We start from the raw sequence: 21,862 nt of genomic DNA on the forward strand, positions 1-21,862 counted from the left end.
GCACTGAGTATGTTTATTTGCGAGATGCATTCCAGAGAGTCTGGAAAAAAATGTCGACTGGTGTAATTTTACGTCTTGCAGTAACGCAATTTTTCAATATATGTGGTTGTATTACGATAAGTGTTGGCGCATGTTCATTGGCGTGCGGCGAAAGCAGTTAAAAAACAGCGACAGGGAGAATGGGTATGCGCGAGGAATTACGCTTGAAAAGTGGCCGGTGGATAAAACGCCTGCAATCCGTGGCTTTGCTTACCGTTATCTTATCTTTGAGCGGCTGCGATGACCCTAAACCGCACGAGCCACCGCGTGTTCCTCCTGCTCAAGCTGCTGAAAAAACTAATGTAAAACCGACCGCTCCTGCACAGCTGGCCCAGTCTTCAGCGAGTCAAACCCAGTCTGTCGAGAGTCAAACCCAACCAGCGCCAACGGTTGATAGTCAACGTCGCGCCGAATTAGCCAGTAAAAGTGCGGGACAGCCTCTTGCGCTGCTTGATGCTTCAGAACTCCAGCTTGATGGCGCGAGCGCGCTGGTGCTGACGTTCTCTATTCCGCTGGATCCTGACCAGAATTTTGCCGCGTTGACCCATCTTGTCGACACCAAAACCGGCACGCCCGACGGCGCATGGGAGCTTTCCAGCAGCATGACCGAGCTGCGTTTTCGCCATCTTTTGCCCGAACGTAAGCTGGTGGTCACGGTCGATGCAGGCCTTAAAGCCATTAACGGCGCACAGCTTGGCAGCGATCAGCAGAAAACCCTTACCACGCGCAATATTGAACCTAGCGTAGGTTTTGCCAGCAAAGGTTCCTTATTGCCGACCCGTTTCGCCGAAGGGTTGCCGGTGATCGCCTTGAACGTGAATAACGTTGACGTCAATTTCTTCCGCATTAAAAACGAATCACTGCCAGAATTTCTTGCCGATTGGCAATCGCGTAGCGCGCTTTCATCTTATGAGTCCGAGACGCTATCAAAACGCGCGGAGCTGGTTTATACCGGCCGCTTTGCCTTGAATCCGCAGCTTAATACACGCGAACATTTGCTGTTGCCGCTCGGCGGAATTGAAAAGCTTAAACAACCGGGCGTTTATCTGGCGGTCATGCAGGAGGCCGGACATTACAGCTACACCAATCCGGCGACCCTGTTCACGCTGAGCGACATCGGCGTTTCGCTGCACAGTTTTAGTCAGCAGGTTGACGTCTATACGCAGGGATTAGAAGCGGGCACGCCTTTGGCAGATATCGATTTGCAGCTGCTTGACGAAAAAGGCCGTTCGCTTGCAGAAGGTAAATCGGACGCGCAGGGCCACGCCAAATTCGTCAAAGATCCAAAAGCGGTGCTGCTGTTGGCTCGTCATGGCGGAGAAACTACGCTTCTTAATCTCAATGAAGCCGCGCTGGATCTCGCCGAATTTGATATTTCAGGGCCGCAGGGTTACAGCAAAACGCTGTTTGCCTTTGGTCCCCGCGATTTATATCGCCCGGGTGAAACACTGCTGTTAAATGCTCTGTTACGCGATGCCGACGGTAAACCGGTCGCGGCGCAGCCCGTTAAAACTCAGCTTATAAAGCCTGATGGGCAGGTTGCGCGCACCTTTATGTGGCAACCCGAAAACGGCCTTTATCAATACCAGTACGCCATTCCTGAAGGCGGGCCGACGGGTGAATGGAAAGTCAGTTTTAATCTTGGCGATAACCAGCTGCGTTATTACGCTTTTCAGGTTGAAGATTTTCTGCCCGAACGTATGGCGTTAGATCTGGTTAACAGTCTAAAACCGCTGCCAATGGATTCGGCTGTCACTTTCAACGTTAAGGGACGCTACCTTTATGGCGCGCCCGCAGCGGGTAATCGTCTTCAGGGGCAGGTTTATCTGCGACCTCTGCGTGACGCGGTGCCTGCGCTGGCAGGTTATGAATTCGGTAAGGTAAATGAAGAAAATTTATCGCGTACGTTAAGCGATGTTGATCAAACGCTGGACGCGGAAGGCACGGGCGAAGTCAGCATTGAAAATAGCTGGCAGGACGTTCACTCGCCGTTGCAGGTGATTTTACAGGCCAGTTTGCTGGAGTCGGGCGGGCGTCCGGTCACCCGAAGAGTTGAGCAGGCCGTGTGGCCAGCCGAGGTATTGCCCGGTATTCGACCGCTGTTTGCCAAGCAGGAAATCTATGACTATCGGACTGATAAAACCCAATCTCAGGCCGTAGTGACTGAAAACACTCAGGCTGAATTCGACGTTATTGCCGCCAATGCAGCGGGACAAAAGCAGGCGGCCAAAGGCCTTGAAGCGCGTTTGGTTCGTGAGCGTCGTGACTATTACTGGCAGTGGTCCGAAAGCGACGGCTGGCAATCGCTATATGATAAAAAAGATTTAGTCCTTGCGCGTCAACAGATTGATATTCCAGCCGATGGCTCGGCAAAAGTTGCCTTCCCGGTAGAGTGGGGCGCGTATCGTCTTGAGGTAGAAGACCCGCAAACGCATCAGGTGAGCAGCGTGCGATTCTGGGCCGGTTACAGCTGGCAAGACAACACCGACGGCACTGATGCAGTGCGTCCTGATCAGGTCAAACTCAAGCTCGACAAACCCGCCTATCAACCAGGCGATAAAGCCAATATTCACATTCAGGCACCGGCGGCGGGTAAAGGTTATTTACTGGTGGAATCCAGCGACGGCCCACTCTGGTGGCAGGCGATTGACGTGCCGGAGGCGGGAGTGGATGTGCAGGTGCCAATCAACAACGAATGGCGTCGTCATGATCTCTACTTCAGCGCGCTGGTGCTGCGTCCGGGTGACAAGAAACAGCAATCCACACCAAAGCGCGCCGTCGGGCTGCTGCATTTGCCGCTGGTGAGCGAAGGCCGCAAACTCAGTTTACAGCTTGATGCACCGCAAAAAATTCGTCCGAATCAGCTGCTGACGGTGAAAGTCAAAGCGGGTGTTGCGGGCAAGCCTACGCCGCATCAGATAAACCTGCTGCTGTCTGCCGTCGATGCGGGCGTGCTGTCGATAACCAATTTTAAAACGCCCGATCCTTACGAAGCGTTCTTGGGTCGCAAGCGCTACGGTGTTGATCAGTATGATGTTTATGGTCACCTTATTGAAGGCAAAGGGCGTCTTGCCAGCCTGAGTTTTGGCGGCGATGGCGACGAAGATCCGCTTTCGCGCGGGGGGCAGAAACCTGTTACCGAAGTCACTATTGTGGCGCAGCAGGCGAAGCGCGTGACGCTCGACGATAACGGGGAAGGGGAAGTACAGATTCCAATTCCCGATTTTAACGGCGAGCTGCGCGTGATGGCGCAAGGCTGGAGCGACGAAGATTTCGGCAGCGCCGACACGAAAGTGGTCGTGGCCGCGCCGGTGATCGCCGATTTGGCTATTCCGCGCTTTATGGCCAACGGCGACCATGCCACGCTGGCGCTTGATGTGACCAATCTTTCAGGCGCGACTCAAACGCTCAAACTTGCGTTAACGGCTACGGATCGCATCCAGCTCGACGGCGCGCCTGCCGAACAAAGCGTGACGTTGAATCAGGGAGAACGTAAAACCTTATCGATTCCGGTTAAAGCACTAGAAGGTTTTGGTACCGGAGAGGTCAATCTCACCGTCAGCGGTTTGCAATTACCCGATGAAAAATTCCCGGATTATCAACGCAGTTGGACACTCGGCGTCAGGCCTGCGTTCCCGGCTTTGACCCGTAATTTTGCCACCGTTATTCATCCACAGGAACAGTGGCAATTGCCCGCTGACGCCAACGCGCAGCTAGTAACCGAAACGTTGCAGGGGCGTTTACAGCTAAGCAGCAAGCCGCCGCTAAATTTAGCGCGTTATATCAGCGAGTTGCTGGCTTATCCATACGGCTGTCTGGAGCAAACCATCAGCGGGCTTTATCCGTCACTTTATACCAGCCGCGCCCAGCTCACCGCGATGGGCATTAAAACCTCATCAGACGAGGCGCGTCGTCACAGTATTGATATCGGTATAGAGCGAATTTTCGCGATGCAAAAAGAGAGCGGCGGTTTTGGTCTGTGGAGCAAAGAGAGTCCCGAGGAGTATTGGTTGACGGCCTATGCGACCGATTTCCTGACTCGCGCCGCGCAGCAAGGTTACAGCGTGTCGGAAGAGGGCCTCAAAAAGGCCAACCAGCGTTTGCAGCGTTATCTTCAAGATCAAAATCAGATTGATGTTCGTTACAGTACGCAACCCGACAGTACGCGTTTTGCCGTGCAGGCTTACGCCGGGTTAGTGCTCGCCGGACAGCAGCAGGCACCGTTGGGTGCGCTGCGCCAACTGTACGAAAAACGACAGAATGCGCAGTCTGGGCTGCCGTTGGTACAGTTAGGTATTGCCTTGAAAATGATGGGCGATATGCCGCGCGCCGACACAGCAATTAATGAAGGATTAAATAAAACGCGCTCGGAGAAGAATTACTGGCTCGAGGACTACGGCAGCCCGCTGCGCGACAACGCGCTCATGCTGTCGTTGTTGACTGAAAACGGCCTGCAGCCCGAAGCGCGGGACCGCTTGCTGCTGTCGCTTTCGGAAAGTCTCAATGGTCAGCGCTGGTTGTCTACTCAGGAAAGTAACGCGCTATTTATGGCAGGCCGTAGCCTGATTGGCAGTGCTGAAACGCCGTGGCAGGCCAGCTTCGAGGGTGAGCAGCAGCCCATTACCGGCACCGCTGCACTGACCCGCAGTTTTGACGCGGCTCGGCTGCAACAGCCCGTCATCATAAAAAACAGTGGCGACGCGGCGATCTACACTCGTTTCGATATCACGGGGTATCCTCGTCAAGCGCCTGCCGAAAGCGGCAATGTGCTACACATTAAACGTAACTACTTTGGCATGGACGGCAAAACGCTGTCGCTCGCCGACCTCAAAAGCGGCGACCTTGTCGTGGTACATCTCGACGTGTGGAGCGATGCTCACGTGCCTGACGCGCTGGTAGTAGATTTACTGCCCGCCGGTCTTGAGTTGGAGAATCAAAATCTGGCGGAAAGTAGCGCCAGTCTTGGTGAAGCGGCAACAAACCTTACCGAAATGATGGGCGACATGCAGCAGGCGGATATCCAGCATCAGGAGTTCCGCGACGATCGCTATGTGGCGGCGGTGAATGTCGATGGTTATCGCCACGTTTCGCTGCTCTATTTGGCACGGGCTGTCACGCCGGGCAGCTATGCCGTTCCGGCGCCACAGGTCGAGTCGATGTATGTGCCAGCTTGGCGCGCGACGGGCGCAACGCCTGAACAGCTGAATATTCGCTAACACCGTGGCGATTGGGCAATGAAAGCAGCCTTGGAAGTAAAAGAAGGCGAAGGAAAAACAGCAGGCCGATGGAAGCGCAGGGCAAGAACAATGCTTGTGCTGATCCTCGCTTTTATCGGGCTGCTGTGGACGGCGAACCGGATTTGGCCGCTACCCATAACCGAGCTGCCGGTGGCGCGCGTCGTGACGGCCGAAGATGGCACGCCGCTGTGGCGCTACGCCGATGCCGACGGCGTGTGGCGTTATCCGGTAACGTTGGAACAGGTTTCGCCCTACTATTTGCAGGCACTACTGACCTACGAAGACCGCGGATTCTGGCATCATCCGGGGGTCAATCCTTTTTCACTGCTGCGCGCCGCGTGGCAGGATTTACGCGGCGGCAGCATTGTTTCGGGAGGCAGCACGCTATCAATGCAGGTGGCGCGGCTAATCGATCCGCATCCGCGCACTTTTCTCGGCAAACTGCGGCAGATTGCGCGCACCTTTCAGCTTGAATGGACGCTGTCGAAAAAACAGATCCTTGAAATCTACCTGAATCGCGCGCCTTTTGGCGGCACTTTGCAGGGCATTGCAGCGGCAAGCTGGACCTATCTCGGCAAACCCCCGTCGGAACTTACGCCCGGCGAGGCCGCACTGCTGGCCGTGTTACCGCAGGCTCCGAGCCGTTTGCGCCCCGATCGCTTTCCGGATCGCGCGAAAGCGGCCAGAGACAAAGTGCTGGCGCGTATCGCGGAATATCGCGTTTGGCCGCAAAAAAGAGTCGACGAAATTCGTCAGGAGGCAATCTGGCTCGCGCCGCGTCAGGTTCCGCAGTTAGCGCCGCTACTGGCAAGAAGATTAACCAGCAAAAAAACGCGTCCGGTGGTGACCACGACGCTGGATGCAGCGTTACAGCGCCAGCTTGAGGCACTGACAGCCAATTGGAAAAACCAGCTGCCAGCCAAAACGTCGGTGGGCGTTTTGGTGGTCGACAGCGCCACGATGGCGGTGAAAGCCTATGTCGGTTCAGTAGATTTTAACGATGACAGCCGTTTTGGGCAGGTCGATACGATAAGCGCCTGGCGATCGCCCGGCTCGACGCTTAAGCCGCTGTTGTATGGCTTGGCGCTGGACGACGGCCTGATTGCCGCCGAGTCTTTGCTGCAAGACGTGCCGAGGCGTTTTGGAGATTATCGGCCCGGAAATTTTGATACCGGTTTTCATGGGCCGGTGAGTGCCAGCGAAGCGCTGGTGAGGTCGCTCAATCTGCCAGCGGTGCAGCTTTTAGATGCCTACGGGCCAAAGCGTTTTACGGCCAATCTGCGCAACGCGGGTATTACGCTACGATTTCCGGCTAATAGCGACCCTAATTTGGCGGTAATTTTAGGCGGTACCGGCTCGCGGCTTGACCAGCTAACCGAGGCTTACAGCGCCTTCGCGCGGGGCGGAAACGTCGCGAAATTACGTTTTGAGCCCCAACAAAAGCTGACCCAGCGAAGGCTGATGTCGCCGGGCGCGGCGTGGATCATTCGCCGCATTCTCGGTGGACAGGCTCTCCCGCAGCCCGACGACACGCGGCCAGCCAGCGTGCCGTTAGCCTGGAAAACCGGCACCAGTTACGGCTATCGAGATGCGTGGGCAATGGGGGTGAATCCGGGATATATCATCGGCGTTTGGGTCGGCAGGCCAGACGCTACACCGGTCGCCGGACAGTTTGGCTACGCGACGGCGGTGCCCATTCTCAATCAGGTGAATAATCTGCTTGTCACCTCGCGACGTTATAGTCGCCAGATGCAGGTGAGCGACCCTCGACCGGCGGCGGTTGGCATCGCAACGCTGTGCTGGCCCGCGGGGCAGCCTTTGGCGTCAGGCAACAGTAACTGTCGTCAACAGCGGCAAAGCTGGACGCTGGACGGCACCTTGCCACCCACGCTTACCGCGCCCGGGCAAGAGTCGCAGGCGGGAAGCCTGCTGACGCTCTGGGAAAACTCTGCCGGCAAACAGGTCGCGGCCACCTGTCCCGATGCGCATCCAACACACATTGCGCTGTGGCCTACGCCGCTTGAGCCGTGGTTACCGCCGGGTGAGCGCCGCAGCCAGCGATTACCTGCGCCTGATGCGCTTTGTCCGCCATTGAATACATCGGCGGTGCAGCCGTTGCTGCTGCTGGGTATCCGTCAGCATGCAATTTTAAAACCGCTGCCCGGACAGCGCAGTCTCGATTTGCAGGTGGAGTCGCAGGGCGGAGTAGGGCAGCGCTGGTGGTTTCTTAATGGCGAACAGATTGAAAGTCAGGGATCAAACCAGACCTTCAAAACGACGCTCAGCCAGCCGGGCCAGTATCAGCTCAGCGTGTTGGATGAAAGCGCGCAGGTTAGCACGCTCGATTTCAGCCTTGATTAGGCAAATTCTGTATTGAAAATGGGGCTTATGGCCTGCAAAGTGAATCAGTGACACATTTTTTTAATCAAATGTTGTTATTCCTGTAGGCAAGCGTTACTTAGCCCCCTATAATCGGCGCCATTTTCCGGCAGCGTTAACATTTGAAATTAACCGGCCCCACTTAAGTCAGACAGAGGTTTTTTTATGACTATCGAACGTACTTTCTCTATCATCAAGCCAAACTCCGTAGCTAACAACGACATCGGCGCTATCACTGCGCGTTTCGAACGTGCTGGCTTCCAGATCATCGCGTCTAAAATGATCCGTCTGAGCAAAGAAAAAGCTGAAGGCTTCTACGCTGAGCACAAAGGCCGTCCATTCTTCGACGGTCTGGTAGAGTTCATGACTTCTGGTCCAGTCGTTGTTCAGGTTCTGGAAGGCGAAAATGCCGTTCAGCGTAACCGTGACATCATGGGCGCAACCAACCCAGATAACGCTCTGGCAGGTACTCTGCGTGCAGACTACGCTGACAGCTTCACTGCTAACGCCGTTCACGGTTCAGACGCAGTAGAATCAGCACAGCGCGAAATCGCTTACTTCTTCGACGAAAGCGAAATCTGCGCACGTTAATAAGAAGTTGAAATTAGGCGAAAAGGCCGAGTGAATCACCTCTGGATACAATAAATTTGTGCTAACGGTGTTTCATTCATAGCTACCTCGCCTTAAAATTTGTACAATGTTGCGCCCCAAAAGCTCTGCTGCTGGGGCGCAATTTTTTAATGTAGTGGTTTGAGCAATAAGCTTTCGTGGGCAGCTCCATCAGGCCCGCACTTCCTTCGAGCCATAACGTGTAACAACGAGGCCAATGTAAAACATGTCCAATACTATCGAATTAGATATCCCGGTCCTGAGTTCGACCGAGATTGACTCCCTCAACGTCATCCGTGCCGAAAACGCAGCGAAAGCCGAACTGGCTGAAAAGTCTGCCGCACCGGTGAGCGCCAAAATCAACCTTCTGGACCTGAACCGCAAGCAGATGCGCGAGTTTTTCCTCAAAATGGGTGAAAAACCGTTCCGTGCGGATCAGGTTATGAAGTGGATGTACCATTACTGCAGCGATGATTTCGAGGATATGACCGATATCAATAAAACGCTGCGTAACAAGCTGGCAAGCGTTGCCGAAATCCGTGCGCCGGAAGTTGCCGTTGAGCAACGTTCTGCAGATGGCACCATTAAATGGGCTATTCAGGTTGGCAATCAGCAGGTTGAAACGGTTTATATTCCCGATGGCGACCGCGCAACGCTGTGCGTTTCCTCTCAGGTTGGCTGTGCGCTGGAGTGTACTTTCTGCTCCACCGCGCAACAGGGCTTTAACCGCAACCTGCGCGTTTCAGAAATTATCGGTCAGGTTTGGCGCGCGGCGAAAATTATCGGCGCCGCGAAAATTGCCGGTACGCGTCCTATTACCAACGTGGTCATGATGGGCATGGGCGAGCCGCTGCTGAATCTGAACAACGTGGTTCCGGCGATGGAAATCATGCTCGACGATTTCGGTTTTGGCCTGTCCAAGCGTCGCGTAACCCTTTCCACCTCTGGCGTGGTGCCTGCGCTGGACAAGCTCGGCGACATGATTGACGTCGCGCTGGCTATTTCCCTGCACGCACCAAACGACGCCATTCGTGATGAAATTGTGCCGATAAACCGCAAATATAACATCGACACCTTCCTGGCTTCGGTGAATCGCTATTTGGGTAAATCCAACGCCAATCAGGGCCGCGTTACCGTCGAGTACGTCATGCTGGATCACATCAATGACGGCACCGAACACGCGCACGAACTGGCCGAAAAGCTGAAAGATACGCCGTGCAAGATCAACCTGATCCCATGGAACCCGTTCCCGGGCGCGCCGTATGGCCGCAGCTCGAACAGCCGTATCGACCGCTTCTCCAAGGTATTGATGGATTACGGTTTTACTGTCATTGTGCGTAAAACCCGTGGCGATGATATCGACGCCGCCTGTGGTCAGTTGGCGGGCGATGTTATCGACCGTACCAAGCGTACGCTGAAGAAAAAGATGGCCGGTGACGCCATCGCGGTTCAATCCGTTTAATCCTCTATTGGGCTAAATTGGGCTAAAGCCAAGGCGATTGAACGCGGTAACAGCGGCGATAACGCGGAGTATTTCCGTCACTTATCGCCTGTTGCCGCGTCAAATATGGTGTATTGTTTAACGAGCTAGCTAGCGTTGGTCTTCTTATCGGTCAAAGGGTAAAAGGATTTAAATATGGCGATAATGCAGTGGAAAGGGTTTTTCGCAGCAAGTGTGGCAGTGTGCCTGTTGGCAAGCTGTTCAAGCTCAAAGCAACCGCCGGTCGACGCCGCATCGGGCGCACCGCAAACGCAGCTCCAGCTCGGAATGGACTATTTGGCGCAGGGTAATATGTCTGCCGCTAAAACCAATCTTCAACAGGCGGTAAATTCCTCACCGCAAGATTATCGCAATCAGCTCGGCATGGCGTTATTCGAACAGAAAAACGGCAATAACGACGCCGCTCAAAGCCGCTACCAGCAAGCCTTGAAGCTTGCCCCGCAAAATGGAACTGTCCTGAATAATTACGGTGCGTTTTTGTGTAGTTTAGGGCAGTATGTACCGTCACAACAGCAGTTTAGCCTCGCAGCCAGTCTGCCGGATTCTGGTCCGGTTGCTGACAGTCTCGAAAGTGGGGGCTACTGTTTTTTAAAGGCTAATCAGAATGATGAGGCCAAAGCATTGCTGAGCCGGGCGTTGAAAAACGATCCCGACAAGGGGGCACCTTTGATTGATGAAGCCAATAAAGCGTTCAAGGCCGGAAATCGCGCCGAGGCGCAGCTTTTACTCGATGTATATCAACATGTTCTGCCAGCCAGCGCTGACAGTCTTATGTTACAAATTCGTTTCGCGGCAGCCAGCAATCCGGACAATGTTCAACGTTACGGCAAGCAGCTCGCGCGGAATTTTCCACAATCCCAACAGTACCAGCAATTCTTAGCTAATGAATACTGAAGCCTCTCAAGATAGAAGTACTAAAGTGACTGCGGGCGAGCGCCTGCGTCAAGCGCGTGAACAGTTGGGACTTAGCCATCAGACCGTGGCGGAACGCCTGTGCCTGAAGCTTTCAACTATTCGACAAATTGAAGAAGGAAGCACGCCGACCGATTTGGCGCCGACTTTCCTGCGTGGTTATATCCGTTCATACGCAAAACTGGTCCACATTCCTGAAGAGGAACTCAGCGCGTTAATTGGCAAACAGGCGCCAATCAATGTGCCGAAAGTGGCATCAATGCAGGGCGTTTCATTACGCAAGTCTCGCAAAAAACGCGATGGCTGGCTGATGGGCTTCACCTGGCTTGTGGTATTTGTGGTTATCGGCCTGACCGGTGCATGGTGGTGGCAAAACCATCAGGCGCAGCAGGAAGAGATTGCCACGATGGCGGATCAATCTTCTGCACAGCTGAATCAAGATAACGCCGAAGGTCAGTCAATTCCTTTAGGCAATGGTGATGCTTCTTCATCAACCGCTGCGCAAACTGAAGCGCCAGCCGATGCCTCTGGCAACGCTGCTGCTCCTCAGGCGCAAAATTCGGTGCCGCTGAATACTTCGCCTGATACCGCGTCCAACGCGGCCACTGCGCAAAATCAGCCATCCGCTGCGGTATCTACCAGCCAGCCGACGGCTGAGACCCCATCTTCTACCTTGCCAACCGGCGATGCACAGGCCAGCACCACGGCCGATGCCAACGCGGTTAGCATGACCTTCAAGTCAGACTGCTGGTTGCAGATTGACGACGCCACGGGCAAAACATTGTTCAGCGGCATCAAGAAGGGCGGAGAAACATTGAGTCTGAAAGGTACGGCGCCTTATAAACTGAAAATCGGCGCGCCTGGCGCAGTTGATATCCAGTATCAGGGCAAGCCTGTCGATCTAAGTCGTTTTGTAAAATCAAGCCGTGTTGCTCGTCTGACTCTGGCTGCCCAGTAAGTAGGCAGCTTTAAGCTAAGCCCTAAAGATCGGCCATACTCGTTGAGGTTGCAGCATTTGCTGTGACTTCAACTTTTTTTGGTAGGGTAAGACACTGGTAACAATGGAGAAGAGCCTACATGCATAACCAAGCACCCATTACCCGTCGCAAATCAACCCGGATTTACGTCGGCAAGGTGCCTGTCGGTGATGGTGCACCAATCGCGGTGCAATCAATGACCAACACCCGCACCACCGATGTCGCTGCAACCGTCGCTCAGATCAAAGCTCTTGAGCGCGTGGGTGTCGACATTGTTCGTGTTTCCGTACCGACGATGGACGCCGCTGAAGCTTTCAAGCTTATTAAACAGCAGGTGAACGTTCCTCTGGTGGCGGATATTCACTTCGACTACCGTATCGCGCTGCAAGTGGCCGAATACGGCGTTGACTGCCTGCGTATCAATCCGGGCAACATCGGTAATGAATCGCGTATTCGCTCGGTCGTTGACTGTGCGCGCGACAAAAATATTCCTATTCGAATTGGCGTTAACGGCGGCTCGCTGGAAAAAGATCTCCAGGAAAAATATGGCGAACCTACGCCTGAAGCGCTGTTCGAATCTGCTATGCGTCACGTCGATATTCTCGACAGGCTTAACTTCGATCAGTTCAAAGTCAGCGTTAAGGCCTCCGACGTCTTCCTCGCGGTTGAATCTTATCGCCTGTTGGCCAAGCAAATTGTCCAGCCGCTGCATCTCGGCATCACCGAAGCGGGTGGCCTGCGCGCGGGCTCGGTTAAATCGGCCATCGGTCTCGGTTTGCTGCTCTCCGAAGGTATCGGCGATACGCTGCGTATCTCGCTGGCGGCCGATCCGGTTGAAGAAGTGAAGGTTGGCTTTGATATCCTCAAGTCGCTGCGAATTCGCGCGCGCGGAATCAACTTCATCGCCTGCCCAACCTGTTCGCGTCAGGAATTCGACGTCATCGGCACCGTCAATGCGCTTGAAGAGCGCCTTGAAGACATCATTACCCCGATGGATATCTCGATTATCGGCTGCGTGGTGAATGGTCCGGGTGAAGCGCTGGTCTCCACCATGGGTGTTACCGGCGGTCATAACAAGAGCGGTTTTTACGAAGACGGCGTGCGCCAGAGAGAACGATTCGATAACGAATTAATGATCGATCAGCTTGAAGCCAAAATCCGTGCCAAAGCGGCCGTGATGGACAAGAGTAATCGTATCGTTATCAATCATCTCGAAAAGTAACCTACGCTCGCGCCGGATTGGCGGCGCGCCTGCCCTTTGGGCCGAATTAAACTGAACCCGATAGCAAGTGTTGAGGTATCCGCATTGAACCACGGGATGCAAAACACCTATAATCGGGTTCATTTTTATAAAAATGATAGAGAATTGATGTGGCAAAGACTGACGGTGTAAAAAAATTGCAGGCTATCCGCGGCATGAACGATTATCTGCCCGCAGACACTGCACTCTGGCAGCGTATTGAAGGCTCGCTCAAACAGGTTTTAGCAACCTACGGCTACAGCGAAATTCGCATGCCGATTGTAGAGCAGACCCCGTTGTTCAAACGCGCGATCGGTGAAGTCACCGACGTCGTTGAAAAAGAGATGTATACCTTCGAAGACCGCAACGGCGAAAGCATGACGCTGCGTCCAGAAGGCACGGCTGGCTGCGTTCGCGCCGGTATCGAACATGGTCTGCTGTACAATCAGGAACAGCGTTTGTGGTACATCGGCCCGATGTTCCGCTACGAGCGTCCGCAAAAAGGCCGTTATCGCCAATTCAATCAGCTGGGTGTCGAAGTCTTTGGCCTGAATGGCCCCGACGTTGACGCCGAGCTTATCCTGCTGACCGCCCGCTGGTGGCGTGAGCTGGGCATCGCCGAGCACGTCTCGCTCGAGCTGAACTCTATCGGTTCCCTCGAAGCACGCGCCAACTATCGTGATGCGCTGGTCGCCTTCCTTGAACAGCATAAAGAAAGCCTCGACGAAGATTGCAAACGCCGCATGTACAGCAATCCGCTGCGCGTTTTGGACTCCAAAAATCCAGAAGTTCAGGCTTTGCTGAACGACGCACCGGCGCTGGCCGATTACCTCGACGACGAATCGCGCGAACACTTTGCGGGTCTGTGTGAACTTTTAAGCCTTGCAGGTATCCCATATACGGTTAATCAGCGTCTGGTGCGCGGTTTGGATTATTACAATCGCACTGTGTTCGAGTGGGTAACCGCCAGTCTGGGCGCGCAGGGTACCGTGTGTGCCGGCGGTCGTTATGACGGTCTGGTTGAACAACTCGGCGGTCGTGCAACGCCGGCTGTCGGTTTTGCGATGGGTCTCGAGCGTCTGGTGCTGCTGGTTCAGGCCGTTAACCCAGAGTTCAAGGCGCCTGCTACCGTTGATGCCTACGTGATTTCCTCTGCGGGTACGCAGGGCGCGGCAATGTTGCTGGCTGAAAAGTTACGTGACGAGCTGCCTGCGCTGAAAGTGATGACTAACTACGGCGGCGGCAATTTCAAGAAGCAGTTTACGCGTGCCGACAAATGGGGAGCGCGTATCGCTCTGGTTTTAGGTGAGGATGAAGTCGCGGCTCAGCAGGTAGTAGTTAAAAATCTGCAAAGTGGTGAGCAAGAAACGCTGGCGCAAAGCGAATTGGCTGCGCGTCTGGCCTCGATGTTAGGTTAAGGAGAAGGACCACGTGGAAGTCTATACCACTGAAAACGAACAGGTTGATGCCGTCCGCCGCTTCTTTGCCGAAAATGGTAAAGCGCTGGCCGTTGGTGTCGTGCTGGGTATTGCTGCCCTGGGTGGATGGCGTTACTGGCAGACGCATGAAAATACTGCGCTGACAGAGGCTTCGGCTTCTTATCAGCAGGCTAGCAGCGCCTTGACGGACAACAAAGCCGACGGCGTCGCTAAATTAGAGCAGTTTGCGCAGAACAACAGCAACAGCTACGGCGTATTTGCCGCGCTTGAGCTGGCCGATCATTTTGTTCAGGCAAAAGATTTCACCAATGCCGAAAAACAGCTGACTCAGGCAAGCCAACTTTCCAAAGACGACAATCTGGTTTCACTGGTTAACTACCGTCTGGCTCGCGTTCAGCTGCAGGAAAACAAGCTGGACGACGCGCTGAAAACCCTCGACAACGTGAAGGGTGACGGCTGGATGGCGATGCAACAAGAGGTTCGTGGTGACATTCTTCTCGCGAAGGGCGACACCAAGGGAGCCAGGGATGCATACAGTAAAGGCCTTGATTCCAAGCCATCTCAAACGCTGCAAACTATGCTGCGTATGAAATTGAATAATTTATCCAGCTAAGGGGAACCCCGATGCACTTGCGTAAAACACTCTTGGTGGGCGTCGTCTCGGTTGCCCTGCTGAGTGGCTGTTCACTGTTTAGCGGTGAAGAAGACGTGGTTAAAATGTCTCCACTGCCAAAAGTTGAAAATCAGTTCACACCAACCGAAGTGTGGAGCACTTCTGTCGGTGACGGCGTAGGCGACTATTACTCTCACCTGCATCCGGCCTGGAAAGACAACACTATTTATGCCGCCGACCGTTTTGGTATCGTGAAGGCGCTTGATGCCGATAACGGTAAAGAGAAATGGAAAGTCGACCTGTCCGAAAACCCGGGCTTCTTCTCCAGCAACATCTCTGCGCAGCTTTCTGGCGGCGTGACCGTTGATGGTTCAAACCTGTATATCGGCAGCGAAAAAGCCGTGGTTTACTCGTTGAACACCGCTGACGGGACTCAGGCATGGCAGACCAAGGTGGCGGGCGAAGCAATTTCCCGTCCTGTGGTCAGCGACGGTCTGGTCTTGATCCACACCGGTAACGGCATCCTGCAGGCGTTGAATCAGAAAGATGGCACCATTGCATGGAGCGCCAACCTTGATATGCCAACGCTTTCCCTGCGCGGTGAGTCTGCGCCAGCGACAGCCTTTGGTGCCGCGATTGTCGGTGGCGATAACGGCCGCGTCAGCGCAGTGCTGATGAAAGAAGGCCAGATGATTTGGCAGCAGCGTATTTCCGAGCCAAGCGGCGCAACGGAAATCGATCGCCTGAGCGACGTTGATACGACTCCAGTTATTGCTAACGGCGTGATTTACACCATCGCTTATAACGGCAATCTGGTGGCAATGGACCTGCGTTCCGGCCAGATTATGTGGAAACGCGAAGTCGGCTCCGTGAACAACATTCAGGTTGAAGGCGACCGTATTTACCTGGTCGACCAGAATGATCGCGTGATGGCACTGAATACTCAGGGCGGCGTCACTATCTGGACGCAAAGCGAATTGCTTCACCGCAATCTGACTGCGCCGGTGCTGTACAACGGCTTTATCGTGGTCGGCGATGCGGAAGGTTACATGCATTGGTTGAATACCAATGATGGACGCTTTGTTGCCCAGCAGAAAGTTGACTCATCCGGCCTGCTAAGCGCGCCAGTTGTGGCCAGCGACAAACTGGTCATTCAGTCCAAAGATGGTGAAGTTTACGCCTTCAAAAGGTAATACTTTAGGTTATATCCCCAATTCATTTAAGATACGGGTATAATAGCTCCGCCATTAAACGGCTCCTGAATTGCTCAGGGGCCGTTTCGTATTCTAAAAACAGCAAGAATGGTTATCCTTTTCTGTTGTAAGAAATTGAATTTTAATGATTTGCATTACAGCGATGGGTTGTCTGCACCTTCGGGTCATGAGCAATTTGTTGGTTGTAAAAAAATGAGGCTCCAAAAATGATACCTGTCGTCGCGCTAGTTGGGCGCCCGAATGTGGGTAAATCCACCTTATTTAACCGTTTGACCAAGACGCGTGATGCGTTGGTGGCGGATTTCCCCGGGCTAACGCGTGACCGCAAGTATGGTCGTGCCGAGATCGAGGGTAACGAATTTATTATCGTTGATACCGGTGGTATCGACGGTACCGAAGACGGCGTTGAAACCCGCATGGCGGGTCAGTCGTTGCTGGCTATCGAAGAAGCAGACATCGTGCTGTTCATGGTCGATGCTCGCGCGGGCGTGATGCCTGCCGATCAGGGCATTGCTCAGCACTTGCGTAGCCGTCAGAAAGCGACCTTCCTGGTTGCCAACAAAACCGACGGTCTTGACGCAGACAGCGCGACCGCCGATTTCTACTCGCTGGGTCTTGGCGAGGTGTACGCTATCGCGGCATCCCACGGCCGTGGCGTGACGCAACTTATCGAACACGTGCTGGTGCCTTTCGTCGGTGAAAAACCGGAAGAAGTCGAGCTGACCGAAGAAGAGGCCAACGCGGCCTATTGGGCAGAGCAACTGGGCGACGAAGACGCCATTCCTGAAGACGTTGAAGACGATTTCGACCCAACCACTTTGCCTATCAAACTGGCCATCGTGGGTCGCCCTAACGTGGGTAAATCGACCTTAACCAACCGTATTCTCGGCGAAGACCGCGTGGTCGTTTACGACATGCCGGGCACCACCCGTGACAGCATTTACATCCCGATGGTCCGTGACGAGCGCGAATACGTGCTGATCGACACCGCCGGTGTACGTAAGCGCGGAAAAGTGACTGAAACCGTCGAGAAGTTCTCGGTAATCAAAACGTTGCAGGCTATCGAAGATGCCAACGTGGTGATGCTGGTGATCGACGCCCGTGAAGGGATTTCAGATCAGGACCTCTCGCTGCTAGGCTTTATCCTCAACAGCGGCCGTTCGCTGGTGATCGTGGTGAACAAGTGGGACGGCATGTCTCAAGAGCAGCGCGATCAGGTGAAAGACAGCCTTGATATGCGTCTTGGCTTTATCGACTTCGCCCGCATTCACTTCATCTCTGCGCTTCATGGCAGCGGTGTAGGTAACCTGTTCGAATCAGTTAACGAAGCCTATAACTGCGCAACGAAACGTGTGGGCACCTCGCTGCTGACCCGTATCATGCAAATGGCCGCTGACGATCACCAGCCGCCACTGGTTAATGGCCGTCGTGTGAAGCTGAAATATGCACACGCAGGGGGTTATAACCCACCGATCGTGGTTATCCACGGTAATCAGGTTAAAGATCTGGCCGACTCCTATAAGCGTTATCTGATGAACTATTTCCGTCGTTCATTAGAAATTATGGGTACGCCAATCCGCATTCAATTCAAAGAGGGTGAGAACCCGTTTGAAGGCAAGCGTAACCCGTTAACGCCAAACCAGATGCGTAAACGTAAACGCCTGATGTCGCACCTGAAGAAGAAGTAAATTCAAAAACATTAACGCGTCGCTTTCACATAAATCGGCGCCTTAAAATAAAGCTGCATCCCGCATTTCGGCCTCTGGTCTGAACCTGCGCGATGCAGTTTTTTTTTGCCTTTTCACCTCTTACTCCAGCACGTTTACTCATTATTGGTTAATTATTCTTCACTTGGCCCGAGTTAAGTAACAATACAGGTTATAGGGACTATAATTTTTGGGTTACTCGTTTTTAATGATCCATTTGAGGAGTGTCGTGAATGTCAGATAATAATGAAAACGTACAGGGCAAGAAGCACGTTTCAGAACATAAGACAGATTCTGTAAAACCGCATTTGGACGATACGTCACCTCCAGGTGCACCGCTTAAACCTCAAAACGAGGTGAGCCCGCCCGGCGCAGAGCCTACCGCGCCCGGCTCGGATAAAAATCCGTCGGTCACCAATGACAAGCTGGAACAGTTAGAACCTTACCGCGATTATCCGGAAAATCAGGCGCTGCGCACCGATCAGGGCATTCGTATTTCCGATAACCAGAATTCCCTGAAAGCAGGCGTTCGCGGCTCCACGCTGCTCGAAGACTTTATTCTGCGTGAAAAAATTACCCATTTTGACCACGAGCGTATCCCTGAAAGGGTAGTACATGCGCGCGGCGCGGCGGCTCACGGCTATTTCCAAGCTTATCAGTCGCTTGAAACCTTGACCAAGGCGGGTTTTCTGGTTGATCCAAGCCTGAAGACGCCCGTTTTCGTGCGCTTTTCGACGGTGCAGGGTTCACGCGGTTCTGCTGACTCGGTCAGAGATATTCGCGGATTCGCCACCAAGTTTTATACCCAGGAAGGCAATTTCGACCTCGTGGGCAACAACACGCCGGTGTTCTTCATTCAGGATGCGATCAAATTCCCCGATTTCGTCCACGCGGTAAAACCCGAGCCGCACAATGAAATCCCTCAGGGGCAGAGCGCGCACGATACCTTCTGGGACTATGTTTCGCTGCAACCCGAAACGCTGCACAACGTGATGTGGGCGATGTCCGATCGCGGTATTCCGCGCAGTTATCGCATGATGGAAGGTTTTGGCATCCACAGTTATAAAATGATTAACGCCGAAGGCAAGAGCCACTTTGTGCGCTTCCACTGGAAACCAACCTGCGGCGCGGCGTCATTAATTTGGGACGAAGCGCAGGCGCTGACCGGCCGTGATCCCGATTTCCATCGTCGCGAACTGTGGGAATCGATTGAAGCAGGCGATTACCCAGAGTACGAGTTGGGCCTGCAAATCATTCCCGAAGAAGACGAAGAGAAATTTGATTTCGATATTCTGGACGCCACGAAGCTGATCCCCGAGTCGCTGGTGCCGGTGCAAATCGTCGGTAAAATGGTGTTGGATCGCAATCCGGACAACTATTTCAGCGAGACGGAGCAGGTCGCTTTCTGTCCGGGCAATATCGTGCCAGGGCTGGATTTCTCTGACGATCCGCTGCTGCAAGGCCGCCTGTTCTCCTATCTGGACACGCAAATCAGCCGTCTTGGCGGGCCGAATTTCCATGAAATCCCGATTAACAAACCGGTTTGCCCGTTCCACAACCATCAGCGCGACGGCATGCATCGCATGAGCATTTCTGGCGCGCCAAACTATGAGCCAAACTCGCTGAACAATAACTGGCCGCGTGAAACGCCACCGGCGGCGGCCAACGGCGGATTTGCGACTCAGCCACAGGCGTTAAGCGGCGAGAAAATTCGTCGTCGCAGCGAAACCTTTGCCGACTATTATTCGCATCCACGCCTATTCTGGCAGAGTCAGACGGCGACGGAGCAGGCGCACATCGTGGGAGCGTTTAGCTTCGAATTAGGCAAAGTGGTGCGCCCGTGGATCCGCGAACGCACGGTCGACCAGCTTACCTATATCGATAAAGAGTTAGCCAGCAAAGTGGCGAAAAATCTGGGCATCGAGCTGACTCAGGAACAGCTGGCGCATCCGGTTCCCGATGCGGTTAGCGGTCTCGACAGTGACGAGGCGCTGAGCCTGTACGCCAATAAAATCCATCCGGTGAAATCACGTCAGGTCGCGCTGCTGGTGGCCGATGGCGTGTGTGGCGATTCAGTAGAGAAAATTGTCACCGAGCTCAATGCGTTAGGCGTGCATACCAAGCTTTTTGCGCCGCACCTTGGCAATGTTAAAACCTTGCAGGGCAACGCGCTGAAAGTTGATGGCACCATCGAAGGCAATCCGTCGGTGACCGTCGATGCGGTTATCGTGCCAACCGGCGCCGACAGTATTGCCGTGCTGAAGAAAAACGGCAACGCTAAAAACTATCTGCTGCAGGCGTTTAAACACCTGAAAGCAATAGGTTTACAGGGCGACGCGTTGGAACTTTATCAGTCTCTGCCGCTGCCAACGCCGGATGAAGGCGTGCTGGTCGAAGACGACGCGAACCTGTTGACCGACAACTTTGTCGAAGCGTTGAAGAAACACCGCGTCTGGTCACGAGAGGCCGCCGCGCAGGAAGTGCCTGCTTAATTGTCTGCTTAAGTTAAGAAGGTAAACAGGTAAACAGTAAAAAGCCCTCGGTGATTAACTCATCAGAGGGCTTTTTTATTGGCGTTTTTATAAGTGTCGGGGAAGAGGAGGATCAGGCCTTTCGGCGCGTTTTAGGTTTACTTTCCCACGGCGTGATCTGCACCACCTCACTTTCAACCCAGCCGTTGGCAAGGCGCGTTTTGAGACGATCGCCTTCTGTAAGCTGCTGGGTATTTTTCAGCAATTCACCTTTCGGCGTGGTGGTCACGCTATAACCACGCGCCAGCGTTGCCAGCGGACTTACCGCCTCAAGCTGGGTACAGGCCGTGCCGAAACGCTGACGACTCTCGCCAAGCCGGGCTGACATCGCCTGCTGCAACCGGTATTGCAGTTTTTGCACCCGCTGCTGCATCTGATGAACCCGACGCTGCGGCTGATGCTGGCTCAGGCGATGTTGCAGGCTCTGCGTGCGGCGCAACAGGCGTCGCAAATGATTTTGCATTGCTTCGTCAAGACGACTGCGCAGCTTGAAAAGCGCGGTTTGCTGACGCGCGAGACGTAAATGCGGATGCTGCTGCTGAAGCCGATGGTTTAATCGGGTGAAACGTTGCGCCATCTGCGCCAGATAATAGTCCATCGCCATTTCCAGCCGCTGCTGCTGCGACTGAATCTGGCGCAGCAATTCAAGCTGGTTGCGGCTGATCAATTCAGCGGCGGCGGACGGCGTTGGCGCGCGTAAATCGGCAACAAAATCGGCAATCGTGACGTCGGTTTCATGGCCGACGGCGCTGACGATAGGCAGATGGCTGGCGAAAATCGCCCGCGCTACGCGTTCATCGTTAAAACTCGATAAATCTTCCAGCGAACCGCCGCCGCGCCCGACAATCAGCACGTCACACTCTTTTCGCTGGTTGGCCAAGGTAATCGCGCGAACAATTTGCGACGGCGCATCAACGCCCTGAACCGCCGTCGGATAAATCACCACCGGCAGGGAAGGGTCGCGGCGCTTGAGCACCTGTAAAATATCGTGCAAAGCCGCGCCGCTGGCAGAGGTAATCACGCCAACACATTTGGCGGGCGCAGGCAGCGGCTGCTTGTGTTCGGCATCAAACAACCCTTCCGCCGACAGCATTTGCTTGAGCATCTCAAACTGCTGTTGCAACAGGCCGTCGCCCGCAGGCTGCATGCTTTCGGCTATCAGCTGATAGTCACCGCGCGGCTCATACAAGGTAACGGAAGCGCGCACCAGAACCTGCTGACCGTTTTGCGGACGGAAAGTGGTGCGACGATTACTGTTGCGGAACATCGCGCATTTGACCTGCGAACGGGCATCTTTGAGCGTGAAATACCAGTGGCCGGAAGAGGGTTGCGAGAAGTTGGAGATTTCGCCGGAGAGCCAGATCTGACCCATCTCGTTTTCCAGCATTTCGCGCACCGTCTGATTTAGGCGGCTGACAGTAAAAATTGGGGGCGAAGAAGGTAGCGGCATGTGACCCGGATCGAA

The 21,862-nt window shown here is 54.1% G+C and carries 13 protein-coding genes; 12 read left to right on the forward strand and 1 reads right to left on the reverse strand.

Translation table 11 applies throughout. From position 1 onward, the window contains the following. Positions 1-185: 185 nt before the first annotated feature. The 12 genes from SC206_RS10695 (at position 186) to katE (ending at position 20,358) form a co-directional block, all read left to right on the forward strand. Complete coding sequence (locus SC206_RS10695) at positions 186-5,255, forward strand: alpha-2-macroglobulin family protein (protein WP_332736990.1); 5,070 nt, start codon at positions 186-188, stop codon at positions 5,253-5,255. A gap of 18 nt (positions 5,256-5,273) precedes the next feature. Beyond that, complete coding sequence (pbpC, locus tag SC206_RS10700) at positions 5,274-7,637, forward strand: peptidoglycan glycosyltransferase PbpC (protein ID WP_332736991.1); 2,364 nt, start codon at positions 5,274-5,276, stop codon at positions 7,635-7,637. A gap of 183 nt (positions 7,638-7,820) precedes the next feature. Beyond that, complete coding sequence (gene ndk, locus SC206_RS10705) at positions 7,821-8,246, forward strand: nucleoside-diphosphate kinase (protein WP_017490187.1); 426 nt, start codon at positions 7,821-7,823, stop codon at positions 8,244-8,246. Positions 8,247-8,490: 244 nt separating this feature from the next. Further along, positions 8,491-9,726: a bifunctional tRNA (adenosine(37)-C2)-methyltransferase TrmG/ribosomal RNA large subunit methyltransferase RlmN gene (locus SC206_RS10710; protein ID WP_332736999.1), complete on the forward strand. Its 1,236-nt coding sequence runs from the start codon at positions 8,491-8,493 to the stop codon at positions 9,724-9,726. 174 nt (positions 9,727-9,900) lie between these two features. Then, positions 9,901-10,659, forward strand: a complete 759-nt coding sequence (gene pilW / locus SC206_RS10715) for a type IV pilus biogenesis/stability protein PilW (RefSeq protein ID WP_332737001.1) — start codon at positions 9,901-9,903, stop codon at positions 10,657-10,659. Further along, positions 10,649-11,635: a cytoskeleton protein RodZ gene (rodZ, locus tag SC206_RS10720; RefSeq protein ID WP_332737003.1), complete on the forward strand. Its 987-nt coding sequence runs from the start codon at positions 10,649-10,651 to the stop codon at positions 11,633-11,635. Before pilW ends, rodZ begins: the two co-directional genes overlap by 11 nt. Before the next feature lie 119 nt (positions 11,636-11,754). Next, positions 11,755-12,876, forward strand: coding sequence for a flavodoxin-dependent (E)-4-hydroxy-3-methylbut-2-enyl-diphosphate synthase (gene ispG, locus SC206_RS10725; RefSeq protein ID WP_332737005.1), 1,122 nt, complete (start codon positions 11,755-11,757; stop codon positions 12,874-12,876). Between the two features lie 149 nt (positions 12,877-13,025). Continuing rightward, on the forward strand, positions 13,026-14,312 hold the full coding sequence (gene hisS / locus SC206_RS10730) for a histidine--tRNA ligase (protein ID WP_442976069.1): 1,287 nt from the start codon (positions 13,026-13,028) through the stop codon (positions 14,310-14,312). Between the two features lie 13 nt (positions 14,313-14,325). Beyond that, complete coding sequence (locus tag SC206_RS10735; protein WP_332737007.1) at positions 14,326-14,946, forward strand: YfgM family protein; 621 nt, start codon at positions 14,326-14,328, stop codon at positions 14,944-14,946. Between the two features lie 11 nt (positions 14,947-14,957). Continuing rightward, positions 14,958-16,139 (forward strand): outer membrane protein assembly factor BamB, encoded by a 1,182-nt coding sequence (bamB, locus tag SC206_RS10740; RefSeq protein WP_332737009.1) that lies wholly within the window; start codon positions 14,958-14,960, stop codon positions 16,137-16,139. 227 nt (positions 16,140-16,366) lie between these two features. Further along, positions 16,367-17,848: a ribosome biogenesis GTPase Der gene (gene der / locus SC206_RS10745; protein WP_332737011.1), complete on the forward strand. Its 1,482-nt coding sequence runs from the start codon at positions 16,367-16,369 to the stop codon at positions 17,846-17,848. 251 nt (positions 17,849-18,099) lie between these two features. After that, entirely contained in the window at positions 18,100-20,358 is a 2,259-nt protein-coding gene (gene katE, locus SC206_RS10750) for a catalase HPII (RefSeq protein ID WP_332737013.1), read from the forward strand. 112 nt (positions 20,359-20,470) lie between these two features. On the opposite strand, the gene xseA is transcribed toward katE, so the two are convergent. After that, a complete protein-coding gene (xseA, locus tag SC206_RS10755) occupies positions 20,471-21,847 on the reverse strand; it encodes an exodeoxyribonuclease VII large subunit (protein ID WP_332737015.1) in 1,377 nt (458 codons plus the stop codon). Between the last annotated feature and the right edge of the window lie 15 nt (positions 21,848-21,862).

Origin of the sequence: Rouxiella sp. T17 (genome assembly GCF_036663475.1) — a bacterium.
Lineage (GTDB): Bacteria > Pseudomonadota > Gammaproteobacteria > Enterobacterales > Enterobacteriaceae > Rouxiella.